This window comes from Nocardia wallacei (genome assembly GCF_014466955.1).
Taxonomy (GTDB): Bacteria; Actinomycetota; Actinomycetes; order Mycobacteriales; family Mycobacteriaceae; genus Nocardia; species Nocardia wallacei.
In genome coordinates this window covers 793,276-815,077 of sequence record NZ_AP023396.1, presented here as the reverse complement: position 1 = coordinate 815,077, position 21,802 = coordinate 793,276, and the positions used below count along the sequence as shown (strand labels likewise).

Below are 21,802 nucleotides of genomic sequence, written 5' to 3'. Positions count from 1 at the left end.
CGGCATTCCTTCCCATTGCGTATGACCGATCCCGTCATCCCGCAATGGCGGTGGATTCGCTGACCAGCAGCGCGGCGAGTACTCGCGCGGTCATGTCGAGTGCTTCCGCGCGCTGGTGCGGGTCCATGTCCGAGACCGCCACGCGGACCACGGCGGCGAAAGATGTGTTGAGTACGACCAGGCTCATCACCTCGTAGGTGTGGTCGTCGCCCGGACCGAGGGTTCGGATCAGCAGTGTCTTGACCACGCCGCGTAGCCGTGGCTCGAATTCGGGCAAGCCGCTGCTGTAGTACTGCAGGCCCGCGACCAGCGCCCGCACCAGCCCGGCCCGCGCGACGAGATCCTCGGCGACAACCTCCAATACCGCGCGCATCGTCTCGGCGAAGGGTTCGTCCGGTCGGTCGAGCACTCGCTGCACGAAACGCGCCTCGATGTCTCCCAGCATCCGTTCGAGCAGTTCGTCGACCATTACCGCCCGGTCGGAGAAATACCGGTACACGGTGCCGATACTGACGCCCGCCTCGGCCGCGATCCGATTCGTCGACGTCGCGGCGATCCCCCGCTGACCGAACAACCGCGCTGCCGTATCCAGGATCCGGTCACGGGTGGCCTTGGCCCGCTCCTGCGAGGGACGCCGGCGCGCACCCTCGACCTTCGACGGCATCGAAACCCCTTCTCACCCGCGGAAACGACCACCGGTGAGTGTAACCGCAGGAAACAGGCGGATGGGCAATTTCCACACTCGAGTCGAGCCGAGCGAATGAGCCCGGAATGGTTCGGCTGCCGATCGCGCTGGCGGTGTTCTCGAGCTACTTCGTATTCAGAACCGGCCTTATCGAGAACCGGCCTTATCGAGAGCTGGTCCGTTCGACAAATCGGTTGCCGCTTGTCTTCGCGCCGCTTACCGTAGACGGACAACGAATCCCGTTGCTCCCCCTCTGTTTCGCGACCTCAGCCGTGCCGGGGACGGCTGGCGGTGGGCGCTTCCCGGAGTGCACAGCCATGACGATCCCTTCCGCGGCGATCCGCACCGGTCGCCGCACCCTGATCCGGCAGTTCTGGACAGGCTCCGCCGCGCTGGCCGTTATCCTCACCGCCGCTACGTTTCCCACGTCCGCGGTCCCGTCTTCCACTGCGCCGCCGCCGAATTCGAGCGGCACGTCGGCGCCGCCGACCGGTATCACCACGGGCAAGGTGTCACCGACCACCGACGGGGGCACCGGTGATGGATATCAGCTGATCTTCGACGTCCCGTCGACGGCGGTGCAGGGCACGACGATCCCTCTCCGCGGCAAGAACTGGCTGTGCAGCAAGGTAACCGTCGCTCCGGGTTGGACCACCGCCACCACCACGGTGACCTTCCCCAGCTACCAGTTCGAGACGACCGTGACGGTGCCCGCGAACGCCACTCCGGGCAAGACGACCGTGACCGCCACCTGCACCGCGGACAGTTCCATCTCCTCGACAAGGTCCATCACCGTACTCGCGGCCCGCAAACCGACCACGGACCGCACCGGTACGGGTACGGGGACCGGCACCGACATCGACATCGACATCGACGAAGTGGATGCCATTCCGCCGACCGCGAACGCGCAGGCTTCCGAAAATGCTTCGGAGGCAACGTTTTCCGGCCCGCTCGCGGTGACCGGCGCTCTGATCCTCGCCGCCGTCGTCGGCACGGTCATACTGTTCGGCCGCGGCAGACCCGCAACGCGAACATCCGCACCGAGCAGCAACCCCACCCCCGCACCGTTCCGCCGCCGCAAGACCGAATCCGCCCACGCCGCCGACCCGGCGTCGAGGCAGCGGCACCCCGGTCGCGCACCCGACGTACAGATCCGCGCCCACCCGGACCCGAACCCCCGCCTGGGCATCCGAACCCCGCGACTACCGGAAGTGCGGATCCGCCTGCACCGATCCGACCCTGTCACGACAGTGCGAGAGGTACGACGCTGATGCTCCCCGACACCATCACCGCACGAACCATCCTCTACGACAACGGATCCCAGGAAACAGGCCGAGCCGAACTCACCGCCCGGCTGCGCGAGATCGGCTTCGACCACGCCCTGCACACCGCCGCGCCGAGCCTCGACGGCCTCGTACGCGACATCACCCTCCCCAAATTCGCCGACGCCATCGACAGCCTGCTCGACATCGACGTCGGCAACGCCGCGATCGCCGGCTGGCGCGCCTACGACCGCCTCCACACCGCTGCGGCGCGCACCCAGCACGGCCCCGAGGAGACCGTCGAACTACTCACCCACGAACTCACCCACACCTACCACCCGAACCTGGAAATCCTCGTCGACGGACAAACCACCGGCTCGATCACCGTCGAACTCGTCCTCACCTTGCGAATCCAGCCACTTGCCGCCACCCTCCGCCACGGCGCACTCACCGCCCTGGGCCCCGGCGACTGCACCGCCACCGCCACCCTCGGCACCGAATCCACCGGCCCCATCCTCGAACGAGAAAAGCAACTCCCCACCGCCCGCCTGATCAACCTGACCTGGCCCATCCCCCTGGTCCGTTCCCAGCCCCCAGGCCGTGGGACCAGAAGTTGATGCCAGGAGCAGACCCGTTCACACTCTTTCGCGATACCGGTGCAACAGCTTGTTGAACTGCCGCAACTTGTCGACCGCGCCTTCGGGGATCGGGTCCGGATGGAAGTGCATGACCTTGTTGCGGATGATTCGGATCTCTTCCAGCCGAGAGATGAAGGCGGATCATTGCACAGTCGTTGCGCGGTCCCGAAATCCAAGGCCCGGTTCAAAATCCACCGTAGCGTCTGATCCAACTCTCCCAGGTGGAAGAACGGCATGGACATCTGGCCGTAACGCTGCGCCACATCCGCTGTCGTGACTATCCCCCTGATGGCCCTGTTCTCGTCACGGACGAATACGAAGTCACGCTGTTGCAGTGTGGTGAGGACCTCGAACAGGTCGCGATCGTAGTCGACCACCTCCGCCTGTGCGTCGATCGCATCGGCCAGATGCGCATCGGATTTGCGATGCATCGCCTGCGCGATCGAACGCCAGGTGACGGCCCCGCGCAGATTGCGAGGACCACTGAGGACGGCGAGTTGCGAGAAGTCGTTGAGCTCCAACTTGGTGATCGCCTCTTGCAGCGTGCTGTTCGGCCCGACGTGTTCCACACCCTGCAGTGGTGACAGGTTGCCGACCGTAAGCCGGACATCGAGGTCGCTGTCGCCTTCATCGTCTTCACCGACCGGAACGTCCTCGGCGCCGGAAAGACCTGTCGCTGCGGACTCCTCCGCCGCATTCGGCGGCGTGGTCAACGCCACCGTGGTGTCCAGGGTAACGGCGCGAAAACTCGGAAAGGTCACCAATCCGTGGTTCGCGAGGTCCGCCTCGATCCGGCTGACGTGATCGCCTCGATCCGACGCTCCCCACAGTGACAGTAGATCGCGGACCGAAATGCGTTCCGGTGTGTGTTCGTCCGCACGCTTGCGTGCCTGCCGCAGACGCTCGTGAATGCGCTGGCGCTCGGTATCGTCATTGCGCTGGTGCGCTTCGTCCGCCACCTGTGAAATCACCTTGTCCAGCAATTCCTGGCGAACAGCGTCCAACATCCGGTCCTGCTCGACCACGAACCAGGCATGCCACCCGTCGACAGCCCGCATCCCCGCCGCCACCATGGCAGCCCGCGACGGCGAGCGAAATTCCTCACCATCGGGTTCCAACCGGATTCGTCCCGCCTCGGTGATCGTCGCGTCATAGGTCACGCCAATTCGGCTGCGACGGAACCGGAGCGTCGCCCCGGCTTGCAGCAGGCCCGCATCCAGCAGGTCCGGCACCGTAACGCGACGACCTCCGATCAAATACATCGAGCGGCCGATCGTCTCGTCGTCTCGTTCGGTCACTACCCCACTCGTCATGGATTACTCACCACTTCCGCAGCCCAGCGAACCTGCGCCGAGCACCGATGGCCTGTTTGAGCACCCGTTTCTCGAGCTCGGTGCGGCTCAGGCGATCTACCCGGGTGAGATGCAGTTCGGTGGCGACAGCGACCAGAGTCGCCCGGTCCAACCGCTGTGCGCGGATATACGCCGCCCCCTCGTCCTCGGTATCGATCTCGCGTAGGCGCGAAGCAATTTGTGCCGCAGAAGTATTCGGCTGTGCGGGTTCGATCGACGGCGCTGAGGCTTTCGATCGGCCGGGCGAGGACGCCGGTGGGCGCGGCTGGTCCGCAATCACACCCGTCGTGAGATTTCCATGGCTTGCCATCGCCTCGACCAGCGTCGCCTTCGCGAGCTTGCTGTAGCGGCGCAAGCCCAGCCGCTTCGCCACTTCCCTCAGTTCCGAGACGGTGAGCGTGGTGGCACTCAGATAGGACCGCCGACGCTCCAACGGCAAACCCAAAAGCTCCTGGGCCACCAGCGCGGGGTCGCGTTGCGGCTGGACATCGGAAACAACCGGCTGTGCGCGAGAGGCGATGGGCGGTCTCTGGTGTGACGCCGCTGCCGCGGGCGATGCGTCACCGACGATCACCACGCCGAGTTTCGCCGTGCCACTGATGATTGCCCTCAGAGTGGCTTCATCCTGACTTTCCAGAAACTGGTAGACGCGGGCCTGCAGGGCGGCAAGGCTGTTCAGGTCGTTCACCGGCGATCCCCCGACGACAGTTCGAGCGCGCCGAGGACCTCATCGGCCAACTGATCGAACTCTTTGACGACTTCGTCCTTGACGGCGTTGCGCAGCATCGCGGGCACACCGGTTTCGCCGGCGTCGCCGAAGCGACGGGAGCTGTTGCGAATCCTGCTTGCCAGCACGGGCACCCGCGATGCCTCGGTCACCTCATCGATCCAGCGTTGCTGGGCAAGCGTCACTTGTTGCGAATAGATCTGGACCATGGTGAAAACGACGCCGAGAAAGCCTGGATCGATCGGCTCATGGTCGCCGGTGCCGCCCTTGTGGTCGACGAACTCGTTGAACTGCTCGACCAGTCCCGCGCAATTGCCTACCAGGTAGTCCAGCCCCAGGGTGGACAGATAATCCGCCTTGGCCGGTACCAGTATGTGCTCGCTGGCCACGATTGCGGTTTTGGTGACGAGGCCGAAGTTCGGCGCACAGTCGATCAGCACCAGGTCATAATCGGCGAAGTGACTGTCTGCCAGGGCACGGCGCAGGCAACCGTGCAGGTCCAGGAACCTTCGCTTGGATGCGTCGAGGGTCGTGGTCCCACCCAATTGCGCCGCCAGCTCGAGGTCGATGTCGATGAGACCGAGATGCGAGGAAATCAGATCCAGCTGCCCACCGTTTCCGCCGAGAAGGCTGTTGACCCGCTCCGGTGTGACGACGAGGTCCGCCAGCGTCACATTCCGGCCGGGCATATCGCCTCCGTACCACTGCCGAATTGTCCGGCCATCCTTCAACCGCTCGTGCCACTCATCGATCGAATAGAACGAGAAGGTCAGATTGGTTTGCGGATCCAGGTCGAGAAGCAGCACACGGAGACCGCGCCCCGCTGCCACCGCGCCGAGATTGGCGGTGAGCGTCGTCTTCCCCACGCCGCCTTTGTAATTCATGATCGCAACGACCCGCATACGCGCTCTCCATGGGTCTCCGACGCCGACCGCTTCGGCGAATACTCATCACATTGGCTGTGCCGATCCCCGCGAAGAGACGAAACTATGGCCCGCTCGGCCGGTTCACCCCTCGCCGTCCACACGCACACTCCCTCCCCTACGAGACGGCGGTCTCGGCTGCCATCGATGGTGCCATCAACGGACGAGCGAGCAAGTCGAAACCGACTGTTTCCTAACATCTTTCGCGCCCGGCAACCGATTCCAGGGCCGCCGAACGAAACCGGGGCAGCACCGATGAGGGGTTCTTTCGGGGATATACCGACCGGTTCTATCAATAGCCGTAGAAGTAAGCACCGGGCGGTATTTTCCGGTCGCCGTCCTCCGACGGCTTCGAGAGATCTCGTCCTCGGCGACTGCGGCGAGCCCCGATATGGCGGAATCAGTGGTATTCCGCTGTATCGGTTCGACGCGCTATGCCGGAGTCCGGTTCCACCCACATTCGTGACCCGCCGCTATCGAGACAGGCGGGCGGGCGGTCCGCGCGGTGGGGAGGTAGCGGCGGCCGTCTCGGATGTCGCGGACCAGATCGCCGTAGGCGACTTCCAGTTCGGCGAGCCTGGTCCAGTGGCGGTGCATCAGGATGCCGGCCGGGTCGTCGGTGTTGAGGACGTGGAATGCCGTGGCGGCTGCGGCGGCGATGTGATCGATGGTTTGCCCGAGGGTTTCGATGTGCGCTCGGGCGCCCACCGCCGAGCGAGCCAGGTTGAGGTCTGCCCAGCTGTCGATCTCGGCGACGATCCGACGGCGGCGCGGCCGCATGCGGTCCGCGCGCGACTCGTCCACGAGCAGGCAGTGGTGCACCTCGGTGAGGTCGTGAGCCATGCGGCACACCGCATTTCGCAAGAACTGCCCCCGGAGCGCACACAACAGTTCGCTCGGGTTCGGCAGCGCGCAGTACGGCGCGTCGATGTGCCGGTCATGCATCGACTTACCCTCCGGTGACCCCACCGCCCGCACGTCGCGTCACAGCGGGGCGGTGAGTTCGAGGTGGATGCCGTCGGGGTCGTCGAAGGAGAGTATCGCTATGCCGAACTGGGACATGTCGGTGACCTCGCCGTGTTCGATGCCCGCTGCGGCGAGACGGGTTGCGGCGGCGAACAATTCGTCCTTCGATGCGACGGAGAAGGACAGGTGGTCGAGGCCGACTCGCTCGGAATCGAATCGGTCGGTGGGCGGGGCGACCGGACGTAGACCCAGCAGCAGGCCGTGGGCCTGGAACACGCATCCGCCGTACAGCTGGTACGGATCGGTGCGGACCTGCGGGTCGTCCGGGCTGCCCGCCGACTCCGCGGCGACCTCGAAGCCCAGCACATCTCGATAGAAGGCGCGGGACCGTTCGATATCGATCACGGTCAGGCGAACGTGGTGGATACCGCTGGTCGCGAGGACTGGCATGGAGGCTCCCGGAGGTGAAGTGGCTTCGAAAGACGAAGCCTATGGTCGAGCCATCCCGTTCAGCAGTGTCGTAACCGACATTATTCGCACCGTTCACGACATGTGGCCGAGGGCGGGCGCGTGGTGATGGCAGGACGCGGCGCCCTACTCCCGCGCCCCCGGTCCCGGCAGCAGCTCCACGTCGCCCGCGTGCATCGGCTCACCGCAGTGCGCGCAGCGCAGGTCGACGCTGCTGAATTCGCCACACGCGTGATGGCGGTACAGGACCGGTGGTCCCGCCTTACCCGCCAGCCACTTGTCGCCCCAGCGCACCATGACCATGAGCAGATCGACGAGTTCGGCGCCCTGGGGCGTCAGGGCGTACTCGTAGCGCGGGCGACTGTCGTATGGGCGGCGCTCGAGGATGCCGGAGTCGACCAGGTGGTTCAGCCGTTCGGTGAGGACTTTGCGGGAGATGCCGAGGTCGGCCTGGATCTGGTCGAAGCGGGTGTAGCCGACCCACACGTCTCGCAGGATGAGGGGGGACCAGGGTTCGCCGATGACATCGAGAGTGCGGGCGATCGAGCAGGCCATATCGCCGAAGTTCGTGCGCTGCATGGCACCAGTCTAGCGATTGGAGTTCCCTTAGGGAACTTAGAGTGTTATGGTCGCTGCGTCTCCTGAAGGAACTCGAGAAGGGAACACGGAGATGGGCAAGGTCATCAGTGCGCACGCGGTCTCGGTGGACGGGTACATCACCGGGCGCGACCCCGGTCCGGGGCGGGGCCTCGGCGACGGCGGGATGCTCTTCGACTGGTACTTCGACGGGGACACACCCAGCCGGGTGTTCGACGGTTTCCGGCTGAGCACGGCCAGCGCTCGCGTCTTCGACGATCTCGCCGGGCGCATCGGCGCGATCGTCGCGGGCCGCCGGACCTATGTGGACTCCGACGGTTTCAGCGGCGGGAGCCCGCATCCGACCGCTCCGCTGTTCGTGCTCGCCCACGAGCGGCCGGTGGCGGCGTCCGCCCGGCAGACCGTCGTCACGACCGGCATCGAGGACGCGGTCGCGGCGGCGCGCGAGGCCGCGGGCGACGGGCACGTCGGGCTCATGGGCGGCGCGGTCGCGACCGCGGCGCTGCGCGCGGGACTGGTCGACGAGGTTGTGCTGCACCAGGTTCCGATCCTGCTCGGCGGTGGCCGCCCCTTCTTCCATACCCTTCCCGAGCACATTCGCCTGCGCCTCGTCGAAGCGGTTCCGGCGCCCGGCGTGACCCATCTCCGTTACGAGGTGCGGCGATGACCATCGATCCCGCAGTGCGGCAGGTTCTCGACGGAACGCCGCAGGCCCATCTCGCGACCGTCCTGCCCGACGGCGGTCCGCACGCGGTCCCGGTGTGGGTCGGCACGCACGGCGACCACGTCGTGATCATCACCGGTCCGACCTCCCGCAAGGCTCGCAACCTGCACCGCGACCCGCGGGTGGCGCTCTCCATGACCGCGCCGGACAACCCGTTCCAGCCGATCCTCGTTCGCGGCCGGGTCGTCGCGTGGATCGACGGTGACGCGGGCTGGGAGATCGTCGACCGGATCGCGCGGAAGTACATCGGCGGGCCGTACGGCCGCGATCAGGAGCGCGTCGCCGCCCTCATCGATCCGGATCGGCAGAGCATCGGCTGAGGCGCGGTCCGTTCGGGCTTGCCCGCTGGACAATCGGCCGCTACTGTTCCGTCCGCGCCCACGGCGCACCGCGCTACCGCAACACCCGGGGGGAAGTAAGCCGTGTCGGCACCTGATCAATCGCATTCCGTTCCGGATTTCGCGTCCGCCAACGGCGTGTACTGCGCCTACTGCGGCGCGACTCCCGCTGCGCCCGTGGACTTCCGGGGTCACCGCGGCATGCTGATCGTCATGCAGTTCCTGCGGCAGCCCGGTCCCTTCTGCCGCGACTGCGGCCTGGCGACCTACCGCCGCATGACGGTGGAGAGCGCCTGGCTGGGCTGGTGGGGCTTCCTGTCGTTGGTCATCAACCCGATCACCATGCTGATCAACCTGCCCGGGCGGTCCACGGTGGCCGCGCTGGCGCCGCCGATACCGGGCAGTCCGCGGCAGCCGATGGATCCGGGCAAGCCGCTGCTGCGCCGTCCCGCCGCCCTCGGCCTGCTGCTTCCGGTGGCGGCCGCACTGAGCATCGTGGCGGGCGTGCTCGTAAGCGGCGGCGGCACCGACGAATTGGCGACCGGCGACTGTCTCGACACCCGCGATCACAGCGCCCTCCGGATGGCGAAAGCATCGCAACTGGTGGAGACAGGCTGCTCGGATCCAGCCGCGCAAGCGAAAATCGTTGTGCGACTGGACAATACTCACGACACCTCCCGGTGCCGCGAGTACCCGGACGCCGACGACGCGTTCACCGACTCGGACGACACGAAGTATTTCGTCCTCTGTGTGCGCAGATTCTCCTGAACCCCTTGCGGCACATCGTCATGGCTTTCCGGCTGACAGGGCGGTGTACAGACCACGCTCGTCGAATGCCACGGCGACCTGGAGCTCCGGCCCTTCGATATACAGCCTGGATCGGTCGGCGTCGAAGTCAGCGCGCAGCCCCCGGCGCACCGCGTAGCTGTGGATGGCGCGCCGATGGTCGGGCAGCCCGAGCCGGTCGGCTGCCTGTATCACCCGCGAGACGCGCAGCATGTCGGGCAGGGGCACGGCAAGGTCGGGGTGCTCCACCAGGACAGCGAGGCGAGTGCCGCCGCCGACCGGGGCGCTGTACCACGTCCAGCTGTCCGAAATCGCCTTGGCCAGTTCGCCGACGAGCCAGGTGACCCGCAGTGGATCGGTGGGCGCTTCCGGGAACTCCGAGAACGGCACCTCCGGCTCCGACAGCAGCGGAATACCGTGGCGCACACCGTAATCGCGCACGGTTCGGGCCAGCTCGGTCACCTCGTCGGGATACCAGTCGGGATTCGCCCAACTCCACAACCACGATTGCGGCCCCGGCGCGGCGCTGCCCAGCACGTGGAACCGGGTACACACCAGCTCCCGCTCGCCGCTGAATTCGAACCGCGGTGGCTCGTAGGCGACGTGCCACGCCGGCACCCCGAGCACCTCCCTCAGGTACTCCTGGTGCTCGAACGACAGCAACGCCGCGTCATCCATCAAACCCGCGACAGACGATTCCCGCCCGACAATTCCTCCCATCGGCCGGACTCTAATCATCGGCCGGACGAGTGGCATTCACACGGGTGGGAAGCCACTGTCCTCGGTCACTCCGCGACTTCCACCCTGATCTCTCCCCCCAGGTGGTATCCCTCGGAGAGCTCGAGCGTGTCACCGCTCCAGAAACGGCCGGGGTCATACCAATTCGGGCGGCGCTCGGGCAGCAATCCCATGGATTGGTAGGTCATGGCGACGATCTCGGCGCAGTAGGCACTGCGCAGATCCTGTGGCGGGTCGGGTCGGCGCACCGATCTCTTCGGGCGGAAACGGCCGACGCGTCCGCCGAACCAGCGGGCGGCGAGGCCGGTGGTCGACGGAAACGGGAGGCCGTCGAGACGGGCGATGGTGCGCAGGGCGTTGTCTTCCATCTCGCGGGTGACGGGGCGGTCGAGCTGGCGGAACCAGGCGCGCTGGCCGTAGCGCTGGGTCCAGACGAGTACCGCGTCGCGGAGGTCGTGCAGCTGGGCGCCGCGGTGGCGGGTGCCGGACCACATGTCGGGCAACGCGCGCCCCAGTTCGGCATGCCAGATCAATACCGGCAAATCGTCGATGGCGACGGCCATTCCGACGTGATTGACCGGGCTGTTGGTGGTCATCCGGATGGCCCGATCCGCCGCCGAACTGCCGCGGAACAACCAGAGGTCGCCGGTCCGCGTGAGTTCGAGCGCGCGATCGAGGTCGATGCTCGTACCCGCCATACGCAGTAGCCTAGGCACATGCGCTGGTGGAAGGTACTCGGTTTGGCGGGCGCGGCCGGTGTCGCCGCGACCGGAGTCGTGATCGTCCGCGCGGAACGCAAGCGGCGTTCCTACACACCGGAACAGGTCCGCGCACGCCTGCACGAGCGAGTCGGTGACGTCGCGCCGACGGACACGGCCGAATAGCCTCGGTCAGTGCCGGGCTCGCTGCTGTCGGGCATCCCGGCCCGCACCACGGCCGCCTCCCCGCCGCACCATTACGATCAAACCCACCCCGATCACCGAGCCCGCCGCCGCGAAAACTGCGCTGACCAGCGCCAATTGGGAGGCGCCCGCCAGCAGCGCGGTGATCGCGACGATGGCAGCCAGCACCCCGAACAGCAGAACCACGAACCCCGCCCAATTCCTGGTGTCCGCGAGCGTCTCCCCCGGCTGCACCTCGGCGGAGCGGGCGATGTCGGTGGCGTCGTCGAGAGGCGGAATCTCCGCCGGGCCTTCCACGGTCATGCTGAAACTTCCCTTTTCCGGCCGGACGTCGTGCCCGTGCCTGTTCCGGCACATTGCCGCACAGCGCGAGTTCAAACGTGCGCGACGGTAAAGCGCTGGTCAGCACGGTCAGTGGAAGCGGATGACCGAAAGTACCCCCGCGACCATGCAATACGCCGCGAACGGCAGCAAAGTCCGCGTCCGGAAGTACCTTTCGAGAAACCGCACCGCGAGCGCCGACGACACCCCCGACACCAGCGCACCGACCAGCACCGGCCCCCGGATGGCGGCGATCTCGGGCCCGGTCAGCTCCGGCAGCTCGAGCAGGCCCGCCCCGAGAATCGCCGGAGTAGCCAGCAGAAAGGCGAATTTGGCGGCGTGCTCGCGTTCGAGACCGCGCCACAATCCGCCGACCATGGTCAGGCCGGCCCGGCTGAAGCCGGTCAGCAGCGCACCGGTCTGGGTGAGGCCGATGGCGACGGCGTCGCGGACATCGAGCGCGGCCAGCGGCCGGTCACACTGCCGGGGCAGGTTCGCGGTGCGCGTCTGCCGCCGGGCGAACCGGCGACCGTATTCGGCCAGCGTCGGTTCGTTGCGGCGACGCAGTCCTTCGCCCACGACGAGTGCGACGCCGTTGAGCGTCAGGAAGATTCCGGCGTAGATCGGCGCGCCGAACAGCGCGTGCAGCGAATGGTCGAGCAGCGTACCGAGTATCGCCACGGGGACTGTGGCGATCACGATCAGCCAGGCCAGCCGCTGCGGCACCGTCTGCGCGCGCCCGGTCCGCAGCGTCGTCACGAACCCGGAGACGATGGCGAGCCAGTCGCGCCAGTAGTAGCACAGCAGCGCCAGCGCGGTCGCCACGTGCAGCACCACGACGAACGCCAGATACGCCGCGCCGCCGTGCGATTCGCAGTGCCCGGTCAGCTTCTCCCAGTCGCCGCCGAACCAATCGGCGATCAACACGGAATGGCCGAGACTGGAGATCGGGAACAGTTCGGTGACCCCCTGCACGACACCGATGACCGCGGCTTCGAAATAGGTGAGCACCGCAGGGAGTCTGACACAGGCCCACTGCCGAAGATCAGACCAGGTAGCAGACGAGCACGGCCGCGAACAGGACGGCCAGCCACACGTCGGTGGTCCGCCGCAGCCAGGCAGGCGCGCTCCGCACCTCCATGAAGTATCGAATGATCAAGCGCGACTTGATCACCGCGAGGGCGAGGACCGCGACGGTGACCGTTACGCTGCCCGTCGCCGCCGCGGAGGTGTGCCCCGGCGCCAGCCACCAGGTTCCGGCGGTGCCGACCACCAGCACGATCCACACGGCCGTGATCGCCCGTGCGGCAGTGGATGTTCGCGTGTCTACCATGGTCACCTCATCACGTAGAGCAGGGCGAAGATGACGACCCACAGCAGGTCGACCATGTGCCAGTAGATCGCGCCGGATTCGACCATCGGCACCCGCCGCCGGGCCGGATCGCGGAGTTCGCGGACGACGACGCCGAGCACGATCAACCCGATCGCGACGTGCAGCAGATGCACCCCGGTGAGCACGTAGTAGAACGAATAGAACAGCTCGGAATTCGTTCTGCCCTCCGCGATCTCGTGTGCCCACTCGTACGCTTTGAGCAGTACGAACAGCGCACCACAGCAGCCGCACGCATACACCAGCCGGATCGCCCGCTCCGGCCGACCCGCCCGCGCAGCCAGCACGCTGAGCGCGACGAACCACGAACTCGTCAGCAGCACAATGGTATTCACGACACCGATGTCGACATCGAGGTGCTGCTGCGCCGCGAGGAACTCGCCCGGCGCCATGGTCCGGTAGATCATGAAGATGACGAAGTAGCCGCCGAAGATGACCATGTCGCCGAGTACCATCACCCACATGTGACCGTCGCCCGGCAGGTGACCTCGCACGGGCGCCGCGGGTAGCGAGTCCGATTTCGTCATGGCACTCCTACGTTCAGTCGAGGGCGGGCGCGTCGGCGGGCTCGCGCGCCGTCGCCTGCTTCAGCAGCACGATCAGCGCGCCCAGCCACACGCTGAACACCACGACCGCCAGCCAGAAGGCGATCGAACCGTTCCACGCGAACGGGCCCGCGTCGAACAGGAACATCTGCGTCGCGATCACCTCGGTGGCGATCTGCCAAACGCTCACGTAGGCAAACCATTTCGGGAAGATCGCGTGTTTGTCGTAGAGGACGGCGACGGCCAGGACCAGGTAGGCGGTGGAGAAGCAGCCCAGTGAGCCGTTGTAGGACAGCATCCCGAGGTCGTAGAGCAGGCCGACGACTTCCGGGTCGCGATCGGCGCGGAAGGTGGCGGTGAGAAAGCACGCGGCGACGAGCAGGAACCCCGGTAGCGCGCCGACCGCCATGCCGCCGAGGTAGCCGTAGGCGAATACCGAACCGACCGACATCCGCTTCATGTGGTAGCCGACGAGACCGTTGGTCACCGCCGCGCCGCCGAGGAGGATCAGCAGCAGCCCGAACCCGATCCGGATGGTGAGGCTGTGCGAGGCGAGGAAATCGACCTGCTGCGCCGTCGTCACATCGGGCCGCGGCGGGGGCGTCACCCGGGCCAGCAGGCAGATGATCACGCCGAAAACCGCGTAGAAGCCGGGGAAGATCCAGTAGATCAACAGGACATCGGGCTTGCCCTTCATCCGGCCACGCCCTCGGCGGCGGCCTGGCGGCGCAGGCAGCGGCGCAACACGAAGAACATGACGACGAGGAACACGGCGAACGCGCCGTTGCGCAACCAGAACGCCAGCAGCCCATCCCATGCCAGCGGCCCCGTCCGGAATACCGCCGCGCCGGCCGCCGGAATCATCGCCGCACCCGTCGCCAGCGCGTAGTGCCCCACCCAGCGCGGGAACACCGGCTCGGGTTCGTCGTCGAAATACACCGCGACGGCGAGCAGGAGGAATTGGCTGACCACCATGCCGACCGGTGCGATGAACACGATCCAGGCCAGATCGTTGAGCAGCAGCACCAATTCGGGATCGCGGGCCGGGCGGAAGGCCGCCACGAGGAAGAAGATGTTCGACAGCGCGAAGATGGTCGCGCCGCTGATGGTCGCCGTGAGGTAGCAGTAGGCGAAGACGTGGCTCTGCGACCGCATCCGCTTCATCTGCACCACGATCACCGCGAAGAACGGCACGATCATGATCCCGCACAGGTTGAAGGTGACCATGCTGAACCGGATCCACGCCGTGTTGTCCCGGTAGAACGCCGCCACCTCCGCGGCCGACAGTTCGGGCGACATCGGGGGGCGGAATCCGGGGAAGGCGACGAAGGCCAGCAGCAGCACGACGGCCGCCGCCGGAGCCGTCCACAGACTCACCCACTGCGCCTTGATATTTCCGGCCTTCGGCAGGTCCTGTGCCTGTTCGAGGATCTGCACCTGATCCCTCCAACCTGACCGTAGTCAGTTGAACGCTGCGGGAACGCGACGCCTCGACGGCCGCGCCCGGCTACCCAATCCCACTGACTGGCAACGGGACCCATCACAGTGACGGTAACCCCCGGAACCACCGGAAGGGAAGAATTTTCTGATTTCAGTCAGTTTCCTCTGCCGTAGAATCGCCGGGGAACCGGAACCGAGGAGAGCGACGTCAGGTGCTGAAGGACGAGCCGCCGACGCGCGGTACGAAGGGCCGCCGGACGCGCGAGCGACTGCTGGGCGCGGCGCTGGCCGAGTTCCAGCGCGACGGCATGGCGGGCGCCGATATCGCCGCGATCGTGTCGGCGGCCGGTGTCGCGCACGCGACCTTCTTCTTCCACTTCCCCACCAAGGAGCACGTCCTGTTCGAGCTGGAGAAGCGCGAGGAGGACCGCATCGCCGCCGACCTGGCGCAGTGCTTCGCCGAACCGCACGACGTCCGGACGACGCTCACCGCGACGCTGCGATCGCTGCGGGACCTCGAAACCCGCCTGGGCCACCGCTTGTTCAAGGATTTCCTGGGGCTGCACTTTTCGTCCACACGGCCGCCGTCGGAGGAGGTGCTGCTGCACCCGGTGATCGTCACCGTCGTGGAGGAGTTGCGTAATGCCCAGGGACGCGGGGAGATTCCCGCCGACGTCGATGTCTTCCACAAGGGTGTGTCGTTCCTGGCGGGCCTCTACGCTCTGCTCATCATGCTGCCTCCGGCGGAGGAGATCCGGGCGCCGTTTCTCGCGGAGTATCTGTCCACCTACCTGCTCGGCCTGCGGGCGGAGTGAGCGGACGATATACGGTTACCATTTTGCGAGAATCTGGTTACCGGGCGAGCGTCGCCCGGTCTCGCGAACGGAGGCGATCGTGGTTCATGACGTCCTGGTAGTCATCGGTACCGGTGGAATGGGCCGCGCGATCGCCCGCCGCCAGGACCCCTCGTGACGGGCACCGATCTACTGGTGGACGGTGGCGTGGTGGCGGCCGTCGGCGCTGCGGCCCGTAACGGCTGACCTGGACCGCGGAGTTCCCGACACCGTTTGAGAATACTGTTCTCCCATTTTGAATATGCAACATCTGGTTTTCGATTGTTGAGACTACATTCATGATAACGTCATTACCGCTCGTTGACGTACCGAACGGAGTGGTCATGGCTGCTGAGCTGGTTACCGGAGGCACCGTGGCCGATCCACGCGTTCACCGCGTCGTGCAGTGGACGACGGGCAATGTCGGCAAGAGTTCGGTCCGGGCCATCGCGGCTCATCCCGGCCTCGAACTCGTCGGCTGTTACGCCTGGTCTCCGGACAAGTCCGGCCGCGACGTCGGTGAGCTGTGCGGCATCGCGCCACTGGGCGTCGAGGCCACCGACGACATCGACGCGTTGCTGGCCCTGCAGCCGGATTGCGTTGTGTACAACCCGATGTGGATAGATGTGGACGAACTGGTCCGCATCCTCGCCGCCGGAATCGATGTCGTGGCGACGGCCTCCTTCATCACCGGCCACAACCAGGGCGAGGGCCGCGAGCGAATCGCGGCAGCTTGCGAACGCGGCGGGTCGACCATGTTCGGCTCGGGCATCAGTCCGGGCTATATCAACCTGATGGCCATCCTCTCGGCCGGAATCTGCGACCGGGTCGACAAGGTGACCGTGTTCGAGGCCGCCGACACCACCTTCTACGACTCCCCCGCGACGGAGCGGCCGGTCGGCTTCGGCCGCCCCATCGACGATCCGGAACTCCCGGCGATGACCGCCCACGGCACCGGCGTCTTCGGCGAGGCCGTGCGCCTGATCGCCGACGCGCTCGGCGTGGCACTCGACGACGTTCGCTGTGACACCGACTACGCCCGCACCACAGCCGATCTCGATCTCGGTTCGTGGACCATCGGGGCGGGTTGCGTCGCGGGCGTGCATGCCGCCTGGAAGGGGCTGGTGGGCGGACGGACAGTGGTCGAGATCGACATCCGCTGGCGCAAAGGCCAGACGCTGGAACCCGATTGGAAGATCGATCAGGACGGCTGGGTCCTGCAGGTCGACGGCCGGCCGACGGTGAAGAACGTCATCGGTTTCCTACCGCCGCCGGACTTCCAGGCCGAGACCATCGCCGATTTCATGACCCTCGGCCACATCATGACGGCCATGCCGGTGATCAATGCCATCCCCGCCGTGGTCGCCGCGCCGCCCGGCATCCTGACCTACAACGACCTCCCGCTGATCCTGCCCCGCGGCCTGGTGCCGCCGGCCACCGACGGAGCATCATGACCACCGCGCCGATCCACACCACCGTCCGCGACGCTCTCGACTACTTCGGCACCTGCGCACGGTGCGGTTACCCGGCGCAGGCTTCGGAGATCGTCCGTACGTTCATGGGCGGTCGGGTGGAGATCACGCTCCAGCCGACCTGCGGACTTCCCTGTGGATGGCACGATGATCCGCGGGTCGTCCGGAGTGTGGGCTGAGGCCGGTTCCGGGGCGCGGGTGTTCGCGCGGCGGGCGCACAGCGCCCACAGTGCCAGCCCCAGAGCCGTTGCGGCAGTGCCGATCTCGCACACCAGCGACCAGCCACCGGTCTGGTAGGCCCACCCGGCCGTCACCGAGCCCGCCACACCACCGAGAAAATACGTCACCATGTACGCGGTGGTGAGGCGGCTGCGGGCGGCCGGGTCGAGGGCGTAGACGGCGCTCTGGTTGGACAATTGGATGCCCTGGATGCCGAAGTCGAAGACCAGTAGCGCCAGCACCAGGGCGATCACATTGTGGCCGCCCCAGGCCAGCAGCGCCCAGCTGATCAGTACGACGATCCACACGAAAGTCGTTACCGCGCGCAGCTTTCCGCGGTCGGCCAGCCGTCCCACGACCGGAGCGCCCAGTGCGCCCGCGACACCGGCGAGCCCGAACAACCCGATCGCGAACTCGGAGAAGTGATACGGAGCCGCGTGCGCACCGGCGAGCAAGAACGCGATCGCCGTCCACACGCCCGAGAAGCACGCCATGGCAAGGAATCCCAGCGCCATCCGATGCCGGAGCACCGGATGAACGCGGATGAGCGTCACGATCGAGGCGAGCACCTCGGGGTACCGCTCACCGGACCCACCCGGGACGCGCGCCGCCCGGCCGGTCGCGGGCGCCAGCAGATACACGCTCACCGACATCACCAACTGGATACCGGCCGCCACCACCAGCACCGCACGCCATCCGCCCAGCTGCGCGATCGCACCGGCCAGCACCCGCGACAGCAGGATGCCCAGCAGCAGCCCGCTCATCACCGTGCCGACGATCTCCCCGCGCCGGTCGGGTTCGGCCAGCGCCGAAGCCCACGGCACCACGACCTGCGCGGCCGAGGCCGTGACGCCGGTGGCGAACACGCTCACCAGCAGGACGGGCAGGCTCGGCGCCGCCGCCGAAACGGCCAGAGCGACAACCGAAGCCGCCAAGAGCACGGGCACCATGCGGCGGCGTTCCAGGAAGTCGCCGAGCGGCACCAGCAGGGCGAGCCCGGCCAGATAGCCGACCTGAGCCGCGCTCACCACCACAGCGGCGGTGGCCGTCGAGATCGACAGCTCACCCGCGACCTCGTGCAGCAGCGGCTGCAGGTAGTAGAGGCAACCGGCGGACGAACCGGCGGTGATCGCGAAGACCAGGACAACCGAGCGCGTCAGCCCGGCGGCCGGAGGGGCAGTCGAAATACTCACGGCAACCATCGTCCGATGCGGACGCAATCAATGGAAGCGATGAATTTCGATATGGCTATCTACAGAATAGATAGTCTCATCATGGCTGCTGGTTGTGGATCGACCAGGTCAGCCCCGGGCCGGTCAGCGCTGTGAGGAACTCGGCGGGATCGAATGCCTGTGCCGGAGCGAGCACCCCGGCCGGGACGTCACCCGCCGCCAGCCGTCGGGCCGCTCGGACGGCGACGATAGCGGTGCAGCCGTAGGTGTCCTTGCCCTGGATCACGCCCCGGACCCGGCGTCCACGCCGATTCACGGCGTCGAGCAGGTAGGTGAAACGCTGGCCCGCACGCTCGTCCGGGGTTGGGCCCGCGGGGAGGCTGTCGATGAACCCGGCCGCGACAGGCCCGGCGAGTTGGTCCATCAGGGCCGCCTCCACCAGGGCCTCGACATGGTCGACCTGGACATGGCGCGGAATGGTGATCACCTCGCACGTCGGCATCTTGGCCATGGCCAGGACTTCCCCGTCCGGCAAGGTGATGTTCGAATGCCGCGCGGGAATCCCTGTGCGCCATGCTCTGTCGTGATAGGTCAGTCCGCCCGCGGTGATCGCGTCGATGGTCGCCAGGCCCGACCGCAGGGTGCCGCGGGACGAACTGCCACCGACGATGATGTGGCTGACCACCAGTTCCGTCAGTGGCCCGGCCGCCTCCGCGAGCAGATGGGCCAGGAGATCCGTGGGCAGGCAGCCGTCGTTGGCCGAAGGCACCACCGTCACGCCGGCTGTTCGGGCAGCGTCGGTGAAAGTGTCGAAAATGGCCTGCAGATAAAGCTGTTCGCCCGCGGTGTCGACGTAGTGTGCGCCGGCGTCGATGGCCGCGCGGACGACCGCGGCGCCGGAGGCGGTGAACGGACCGGCGCAGTTGATGACCGCGTCACTGCCGGAGAGCGCCGCGACCAGGCCCGCGTGGTCGTCGAACGCGGTCACCCGGCGGTCGGCGCGGGTGCACCCGGCCTTGGTGGCCGCGGTTTCCAGCCGGTCCGCGTCGCGGCCGACGAGCCGAATCTCCACCTCGTGGGAAGACAACTCGGCCAAGACGAGTCCGGCCTGATAGCCGTTGGCGCCGGTGACGGTGATGAGCAATTTCGACTCCTGATCCGAGTGAAGGTCGCCCGAGCTGTGCGACACATTGAACCTAGGGCTCATTCGTCGAGACGTTCAATGCGCAGAAGTATCGAATAGATATGAATCAGTCTCAGTCACCGCGCTCTTGGATACTCTTACCGAATGGACCCATTGTCGGATGTCGTCGCGGCCATGCGGGTCGGTGATCCGCACGCGGCCCGCGTCGTGCACCGCGCCCCGTTCGGTGTGCGGTTCCCGCCGGTCGACGCGGCAGGGTTCCATGTGGTGCTCGAGGGCGCGTGCTGGTTCTACCCGGCAGCCGGTGACCCGATCGCCCTGCGGCCGGGTGACATCGTGTTCCTTTCCGGCGGACATCCGCACGCGCTGGCCGACGATCCCGCCACGCCGCTCGGCTCCGCGGCGACATCGCTGCGCGGGGTGGAACCGACAGCGGTGAACCGGACGCCGGGACCGCTCGGCGGAGTTGTATTGCTCTGTGGCGCTTACCTGTTGGATCGGAGCCGGACGCATCCGATGTTCGCGGATCTGCCGGAGACCATCCACCTGCCCGCGCCGACGACTCGTCATACCCCGACGGGAACCCTGGTCGATCTGCTCGACATCGAGCTGGGGCGTGAGCAACCCGGCCGCGACGCCATGCTGCGCGCGTTGCTCGACGCACTGCTGTTGAACATCCTGCGCAGCTGGCTGGACGAGCGAGCCGACAGCGGGGGCGCCGGGGGATGGGCTGCCGCGCTGCGTGATCCGGCCGTCGCCGCCGCGCTGCGTGCGATCCACCGCCGGCCCGGTCACGGCTGGACGGTCGCCGCGCTGGCCGACCAGGTGGGCTTGGCGCGAGCCACCTTCGCCCGGCGATTCACCACATTGGTCGGGCGGACACCGATCGCCTACCTCACGTGGTGGCGCATGACGCTGGCCGCCCGCCAGCTGCGCGACACCGATGAGCCGCTGGCCGCGATTGCCCGAAACATCGGCTATGCCAACGGATTCGCGTTCGCTCATGCGTTCAAGAACGAATTCGGTTGTCCGCCGGGGAAGTTCCGGAAGGAACACCAGGAATCTCGAGGCGATCAATCGAAGCGATGGAATTCGATCGAACCATCCAGAGAATAGATAGTGTTGCCGGGTGGAGATACGGCAGCTCGAATGCTTTCTCGCCTGCTACGAGCGGCGGTCGTTCACGGCGGCGGCGCGGTCGATGAACATGGTGCAGTCTGCGGTGTCGACGAGCGTGGCGAAGCTGGAACACGAACTCGACGCCCGGCTGTTCGATCGGATGCCGCGGGCGCTCGAGCCCACCGAGGCCGGGCAGGCCATGGTCGGTCCGGCGCGGGCGATGCTGCGGGCGCGGCGGGAGGTCGTGGACGCGATCGACCGCACGCGCGGGCAGGTCCGCGGCGAGGTCGTGATCGGCAACCTCATGAACATCCGCGCGCTCGACCTGGCAGCGGTGATCGCCGAGATGCACCGCCGCCATCCCAGGGTCACACTGCAGATGCGGCAGAGCACCTCGGGCGTCGCCGGGAATATCGCGGGTCTGCGCGACGGCAGTATGGATATCGCGCTGCTGGCCGGGATGAGCGACGAAATCCCCGGCATCACAACGCATTCCGTCAGTACCGAGACCTTGGTGCTGTGCACCGCGCCCGGCCATCCGCTCGCCGGACGCCCGTACCGCGCCGACGACCTCGACGGCATCCGCTTCATCGACTTCCCGCCTGGCTGGGGCATCCGGACGATCGCGGACGAGCTGTACCCCAACCGCCGCCCGGTGATCGAGGTGGCGGACCAGATCTTCGCACTGGAGTTGGCCGCCAAGGATTTCGGCGTCGTCCTGGTGCCCCGTTCGGTGGCCCGGCACTTCACCGGCGTCGAATACAGCGAGCAGGCGCGCACCCCGGTCCCATGGAAGCTCAGCATCGCCCACGACGCCCAGCGCACCCCCTCCAACGCCGCCCGAACAGTCATCGACGCACTACGCGACCTCGGCCGCGGGTAGAGGAACGATTCACCCGGCGCGGGTGAGGTGGCGGCGTGGTCGGGGCGCGAATTGTGGAACCGACAACACGGGATACTCACTGGACCGCTTCGAGAACCGTTGCCGGACGTCGTGCGACGAATGGTGGACCACCCAGTTCGCTCTGTCCGGCCGATCAA

General features: G+C 66.9%; 26 protein-coding genes. 9 read left to right on the top strand and 17 right to left on the bottom strand.

Going from position 1 to position 21,802, the window contains the following annotated elements:
• Window positions 1-34: 34 nt before the first annotated feature.
• The gene (locus NWFMUON74_RS03830) at window positions 35-664 is read right to left on the bottom strand and encodes a TetR/AcrR family transcriptional regulator (RefSeq protein WP_187686615.1); all 630 of its coding nucleotides are present in this window, start codon (window positions 662-664) and stop codon (window positions 35-37) included.
• 338 nt (window positions 665-1,002) lie between these two features.
• On the opposite strand from NWFMUON74_RS03830, the gene NWFMUON74_RS03825 reads away from it, so the two are divergent.
• Entirely contained in the window at window positions 1,003-1,956 is a 954-nt protein-coding gene (locus tag NWFMUON74_RS03825; RefSeq protein WP_187686614.1) for a hypothetical protein, read from the top strand.
• A gap of 322 nt (window positions 1,957-2,278) precedes the next feature.
• Here NWFMUON74_RS03825 and NWFMUON74_RS03815 read toward each other — a convergent pair whose 3' ends face one another.
• The 6 genes from NWFMUON74_RS03815 to NWFMUON74_RS03790 form a co-directional block, all read right to left on the bottom strand.
• Window positions 2,279-3,883: a restriction system modified-DNA reader domain-containing protein gene (locus NWFMUON74_RS03815; protein ID WP_197986966.1), complete on the bottom strand. Its 1,605-nt coding sequence runs from the start codon at window positions 3,881-3,883 to the stop codon at window positions 2,279-2,281.
• Window positions 3,884-3,905: 22 nt separating this feature from the next.
• Window positions 3,906-4,625, bottom strand: coding sequence for a hypothetical protein (locus NWFMUON74_RS03810; protein ID WP_187686612.1), 720 nt, complete (start codon window positions 4,623-4,625; stop codon window positions 3,906-3,908).
• A complete protein-coding gene (locus NWFMUON74_RS03805) occupies window positions 4,622-5,566 on the bottom strand; it encodes a ParA family protein (protein WP_187686611.1) in 945 nt (314 codons plus the stop codon). The genes NWFMUON74_RS03810 and NWFMUON74_RS03805 overlap by 4 nt, the downstream gene beginning before the upstream one ends.
• A gap of 453 nt (window positions 5,567-6,019) precedes the next feature.
• Window positions 6,020-6,430 carry a DUF4254 domain-containing protein gene (locus tag NWFMUON74_RS03800; RefSeq protein WP_187686610.1) on the bottom strand — a complete coding sequence of 137 codons (411 nt, stop codon included), beginning with the start codon at window positions 6,428-6,430 and terminating at the stop codon, window positions 6,020-6,022.
• A 141-nt stretch (window positions 6,431-6,571) separates the two neighbouring features.
• Window positions 6,572-7,003, bottom strand: a complete 432-nt coding sequence (locus tag NWFMUON74_RS03795; protein ID WP_187686609.1) for a VOC family protein — start codon at window positions 7,001-7,003, stop codon at window positions 6,572-6,574.
• Between the two features lie 144 nt (window positions 7,004-7,147).
• On the bottom strand, window positions 7,148-7,600 hold the full coding sequence (locus NWFMUON74_RS03790; protein WP_187686608.1) for a winged helix-turn-helix transcriptional regulator: 453 nt from the start codon (window positions 7,598-7,600) through the stop codon (window positions 7,148-7,150).
• Between the two features lie 91 nt (window positions 7,601-7,691).
• On the opposite strand from NWFMUON74_RS03790, the gene NWFMUON74_RS03785 reads away from it, so the two are divergent.
• From NWFMUON74_RS03785 to NWFMUON74_RS03775, 3 genes are all read left to right on the top strand, one after another.
• Window positions 7,692-8,285, top strand: coding sequence for a dihydrofolate reductase family protein (locus tag NWFMUON74_RS03785; RefSeq protein ID WP_187686607.1), 594 nt, complete (start codon window positions 7,692-7,694; stop codon window positions 8,283-8,285).
• On the top strand, window positions 8,282-8,662 hold the full coding sequence (locus tag NWFMUON74_RS03780) for a PPOX class F420-dependent oxidoreductase (RefSeq protein WP_187686606.1): 381 nt from the start codon (window positions 8,282-8,284) through the stop codon (window positions 8,660-8,662). The genes NWFMUON74_RS03785 and NWFMUON74_RS03780 overlap by 4 nt, the downstream gene beginning before the upstream one ends.
• A 102-nt stretch (window positions 8,663-8,764) precedes the next feature.
• Window positions 8,765-9,448 carry an LppU/SCO3897 family protein gene (locus NWFMUON74_RS03775; protein WP_187686605.1) on the top strand — a complete coding sequence of 228 codons (684 nt, stop codon included), beginning with the start codon at window positions 8,765-8,767 and terminating at the stop codon, window positions 9,446-9,448.
• A gap of 18 nt (window positions 9,449-9,466) precedes the next feature.
• Here the strand turns inward: NWFMUON74_RS03775 and NWFMUON74_RS03770 are convergent, their stop codons facing one another.
• Together NWFMUON74_RS03770 and NWFMUON74_RS03765 are read right to left on the bottom strand one after the other, a co-directional pair.
• Window positions 9,467-10,186, bottom strand: coding sequence for a DUF6882 domain-containing protein (locus NWFMUON74_RS03770; RefSeq protein WP_187686604.1), 720 nt, complete (start codon window positions 10,184-10,186; stop codon window positions 9,467-9,469).
• 65 nt (window positions 10,187-10,251) lie between these two features.
• Window positions 10,252-10,902, bottom strand: coding sequence for a hypothetical protein (locus tag NWFMUON74_RS03765; RefSeq protein WP_187686603.1), 651 nt, complete (start codon window positions 10,900-10,902; stop codon window positions 10,252-10,254).
• Between the two features lie 18 nt (window positions 10,903-10,920).
• Here NWFMUON74_RS03765 and NWFMUON74_RS03760 point away from each other — a divergent pair, with 18 nt between their 5' ends.
• On the top strand, window positions 10,921-11,088 hold the full coding sequence (locus tag NWFMUON74_RS03760) for a hypothetical protein (protein ID WP_187686602.1): 168 nt from the start codon (window positions 10,921-10,923) through the stop codon (window positions 11,086-11,088).
• A 6-nt stretch (window positions 11,089-11,094) separates the two neighbouring features.
• Here NWFMUON74_RS03760 and NWFMUON74_RS03755 read toward each other — a convergent pair whose 3' ends face one another.
• The 6 genes from NWFMUON74_RS03755 to NWFMUON74_RS03730 form a co-directional block, all read right to left on the bottom strand.
• Window positions 11,095-11,409 carry a hypothetical protein gene (locus NWFMUON74_RS03755; RefSeq protein ID WP_187686601.1) on the bottom strand — a complete coding sequence of 105 codons (315 nt, stop codon included), beginning with the start codon at window positions 11,407-11,409 and terminating at the stop codon, window positions 11,095-11,097.
• A 108-nt stretch (window positions 11,410-11,517) separates the two neighbouring features.
• Entirely contained in the window at window positions 11,518-12,438 is a 921-nt protein-coding gene (locus NWFMUON74_RS03750) for an undecaprenyl-diphosphate phosphatase (protein WP_187686600.1), read from the bottom strand.
• A gap of 34 nt (window positions 12,439-12,472) precedes the next feature.
• Complete coding sequence (locus NWFMUON74_RS03745; RefSeq protein ID WP_187686599.1) at window positions 12,473-12,760, bottom strand: cytochrome C oxidase subunit IV family protein; 288 nt, start codon at window positions 12,758-12,760, stop codon at window positions 12,473-12,475.
• Between the two features lie 2 nt (window positions 12,761-12,762).
• Window positions 12,763-13,344, bottom strand: coding sequence for a cytochrome c oxidase subunit 3 family protein (locus NWFMUON74_RS03740; protein WP_187686598.1), 582 nt, complete (start codon window positions 13,342-13,344; stop codon window positions 12,763-12,765).
• Window positions 13,345-13,357: 13 nt separating this feature from the next.
• Window positions 13,358-14,059 carry a hypothetical protein gene (locus tag NWFMUON74_RS03735; RefSeq protein ID WP_187686597.1) on the bottom strand — a complete coding sequence of 234 codons (702 nt, stop codon included), beginning with the start codon at window positions 14,057-14,059 and terminating at the stop codon, window positions 13,358-13,360.
• Window positions 14,056-14,799 (bottom strand): hypothetical protein, encoded by a 744-nt coding sequence (locus tag NWFMUON74_RS03730; protein ID WP_187686596.1) that lies wholly within the window; start codon window positions 14,797-14,799, stop codon window positions 14,056-14,058. The genes NWFMUON74_RS03735 and NWFMUON74_RS03730 overlap by 4 nt, the downstream gene beginning before the upstream one ends.
• A 215-nt stretch (window positions 14,800-15,014) precedes the next feature.
• On the opposite strand from NWFMUON74_RS03730, the gene NWFMUON74_RS03725 reads away from it, so the two are divergent.
• Window positions 15,015-15,617, top strand: coding sequence for a TetR/AcrR family transcriptional regulator (locus tag NWFMUON74_RS03725; protein WP_187686595.1), 603 nt, complete (start codon window positions 15,015-15,017; stop codon window positions 15,615-15,617).
• Window positions 15,618-15,979: 362 nt separating this feature from the next.
• The gene (locus NWFMUON74_RS03720; protein WP_187686594.1) at window positions 15,980-17,089 is read left to right on the top strand and encodes an NAD(P)H-dependent amine dehydrogenase family protein; all 1,110 of its coding nucleotides are present in this window, start codon (window positions 15,980-15,982) and stop codon (window positions 17,087-17,089) included.
• Here NWFMUON74_RS03720 and NWFMUON74_RS03715 read toward each other — a convergent pair.
• Both NWFMUON74_RS03715 and NWFMUON74_RS03710 read right to left on the bottom strand, forming a co-directional pair.
• Window positions 17,023-18,519 (bottom strand): MFS transporter, encoded by a 1,497-nt coding sequence (locus NWFMUON74_RS03715; RefSeq protein ID WP_187686593.1) that lies wholly within the window; start codon window positions 18,517-18,519, stop codon window positions 17,023-17,025. The two genes, NWFMUON74_RS03720 and NWFMUON74_RS03715, sit on opposite strands and share 67 nt — an antisense overlap.
• 79 nt (window positions 18,520-18,598) lie before the next feature.
• Window positions 18,599-19,642 carry a saccharopine dehydrogenase NADP-binding domain-containing protein gene (locus tag NWFMUON74_RS03710; RefSeq protein ID WP_187686592.1) on the bottom strand — a complete coding sequence of 348 codons (1,044 nt, stop codon included), beginning with the start codon at window positions 19,640-19,642 and terminating at the stop codon, window positions 18,599-18,601.
• A 144-nt stretch (window positions 19,643-19,786) separates the two neighbouring features.
• On the opposite strand from NWFMUON74_RS03710, the gene NWFMUON74_RS03705 reads away from it, so the two are divergent.
• Window positions 19,787-20,758 (top strand): AraC family transcriptional regulator, encoded by a 972-nt coding sequence (locus NWFMUON74_RS03705; RefSeq protein WP_187686591.1) that lies wholly within the window; start codon window positions 19,787-19,789, stop codon window positions 20,756-20,758.
• A 13-nt stretch (window positions 20,759-20,771) separates the two neighbouring features.
• A complete protein-coding gene (locus NWFMUON74_RS03700; RefSeq protein WP_187686590.1) occupies window positions 20,772-21,644 on the top strand; it encodes a LysR family transcriptional regulator in 873 nt (290 codons plus the stop codon).
• The last annotated feature ends 158 nt before the right edge of the window (window positions 21,645-21,802 follow it).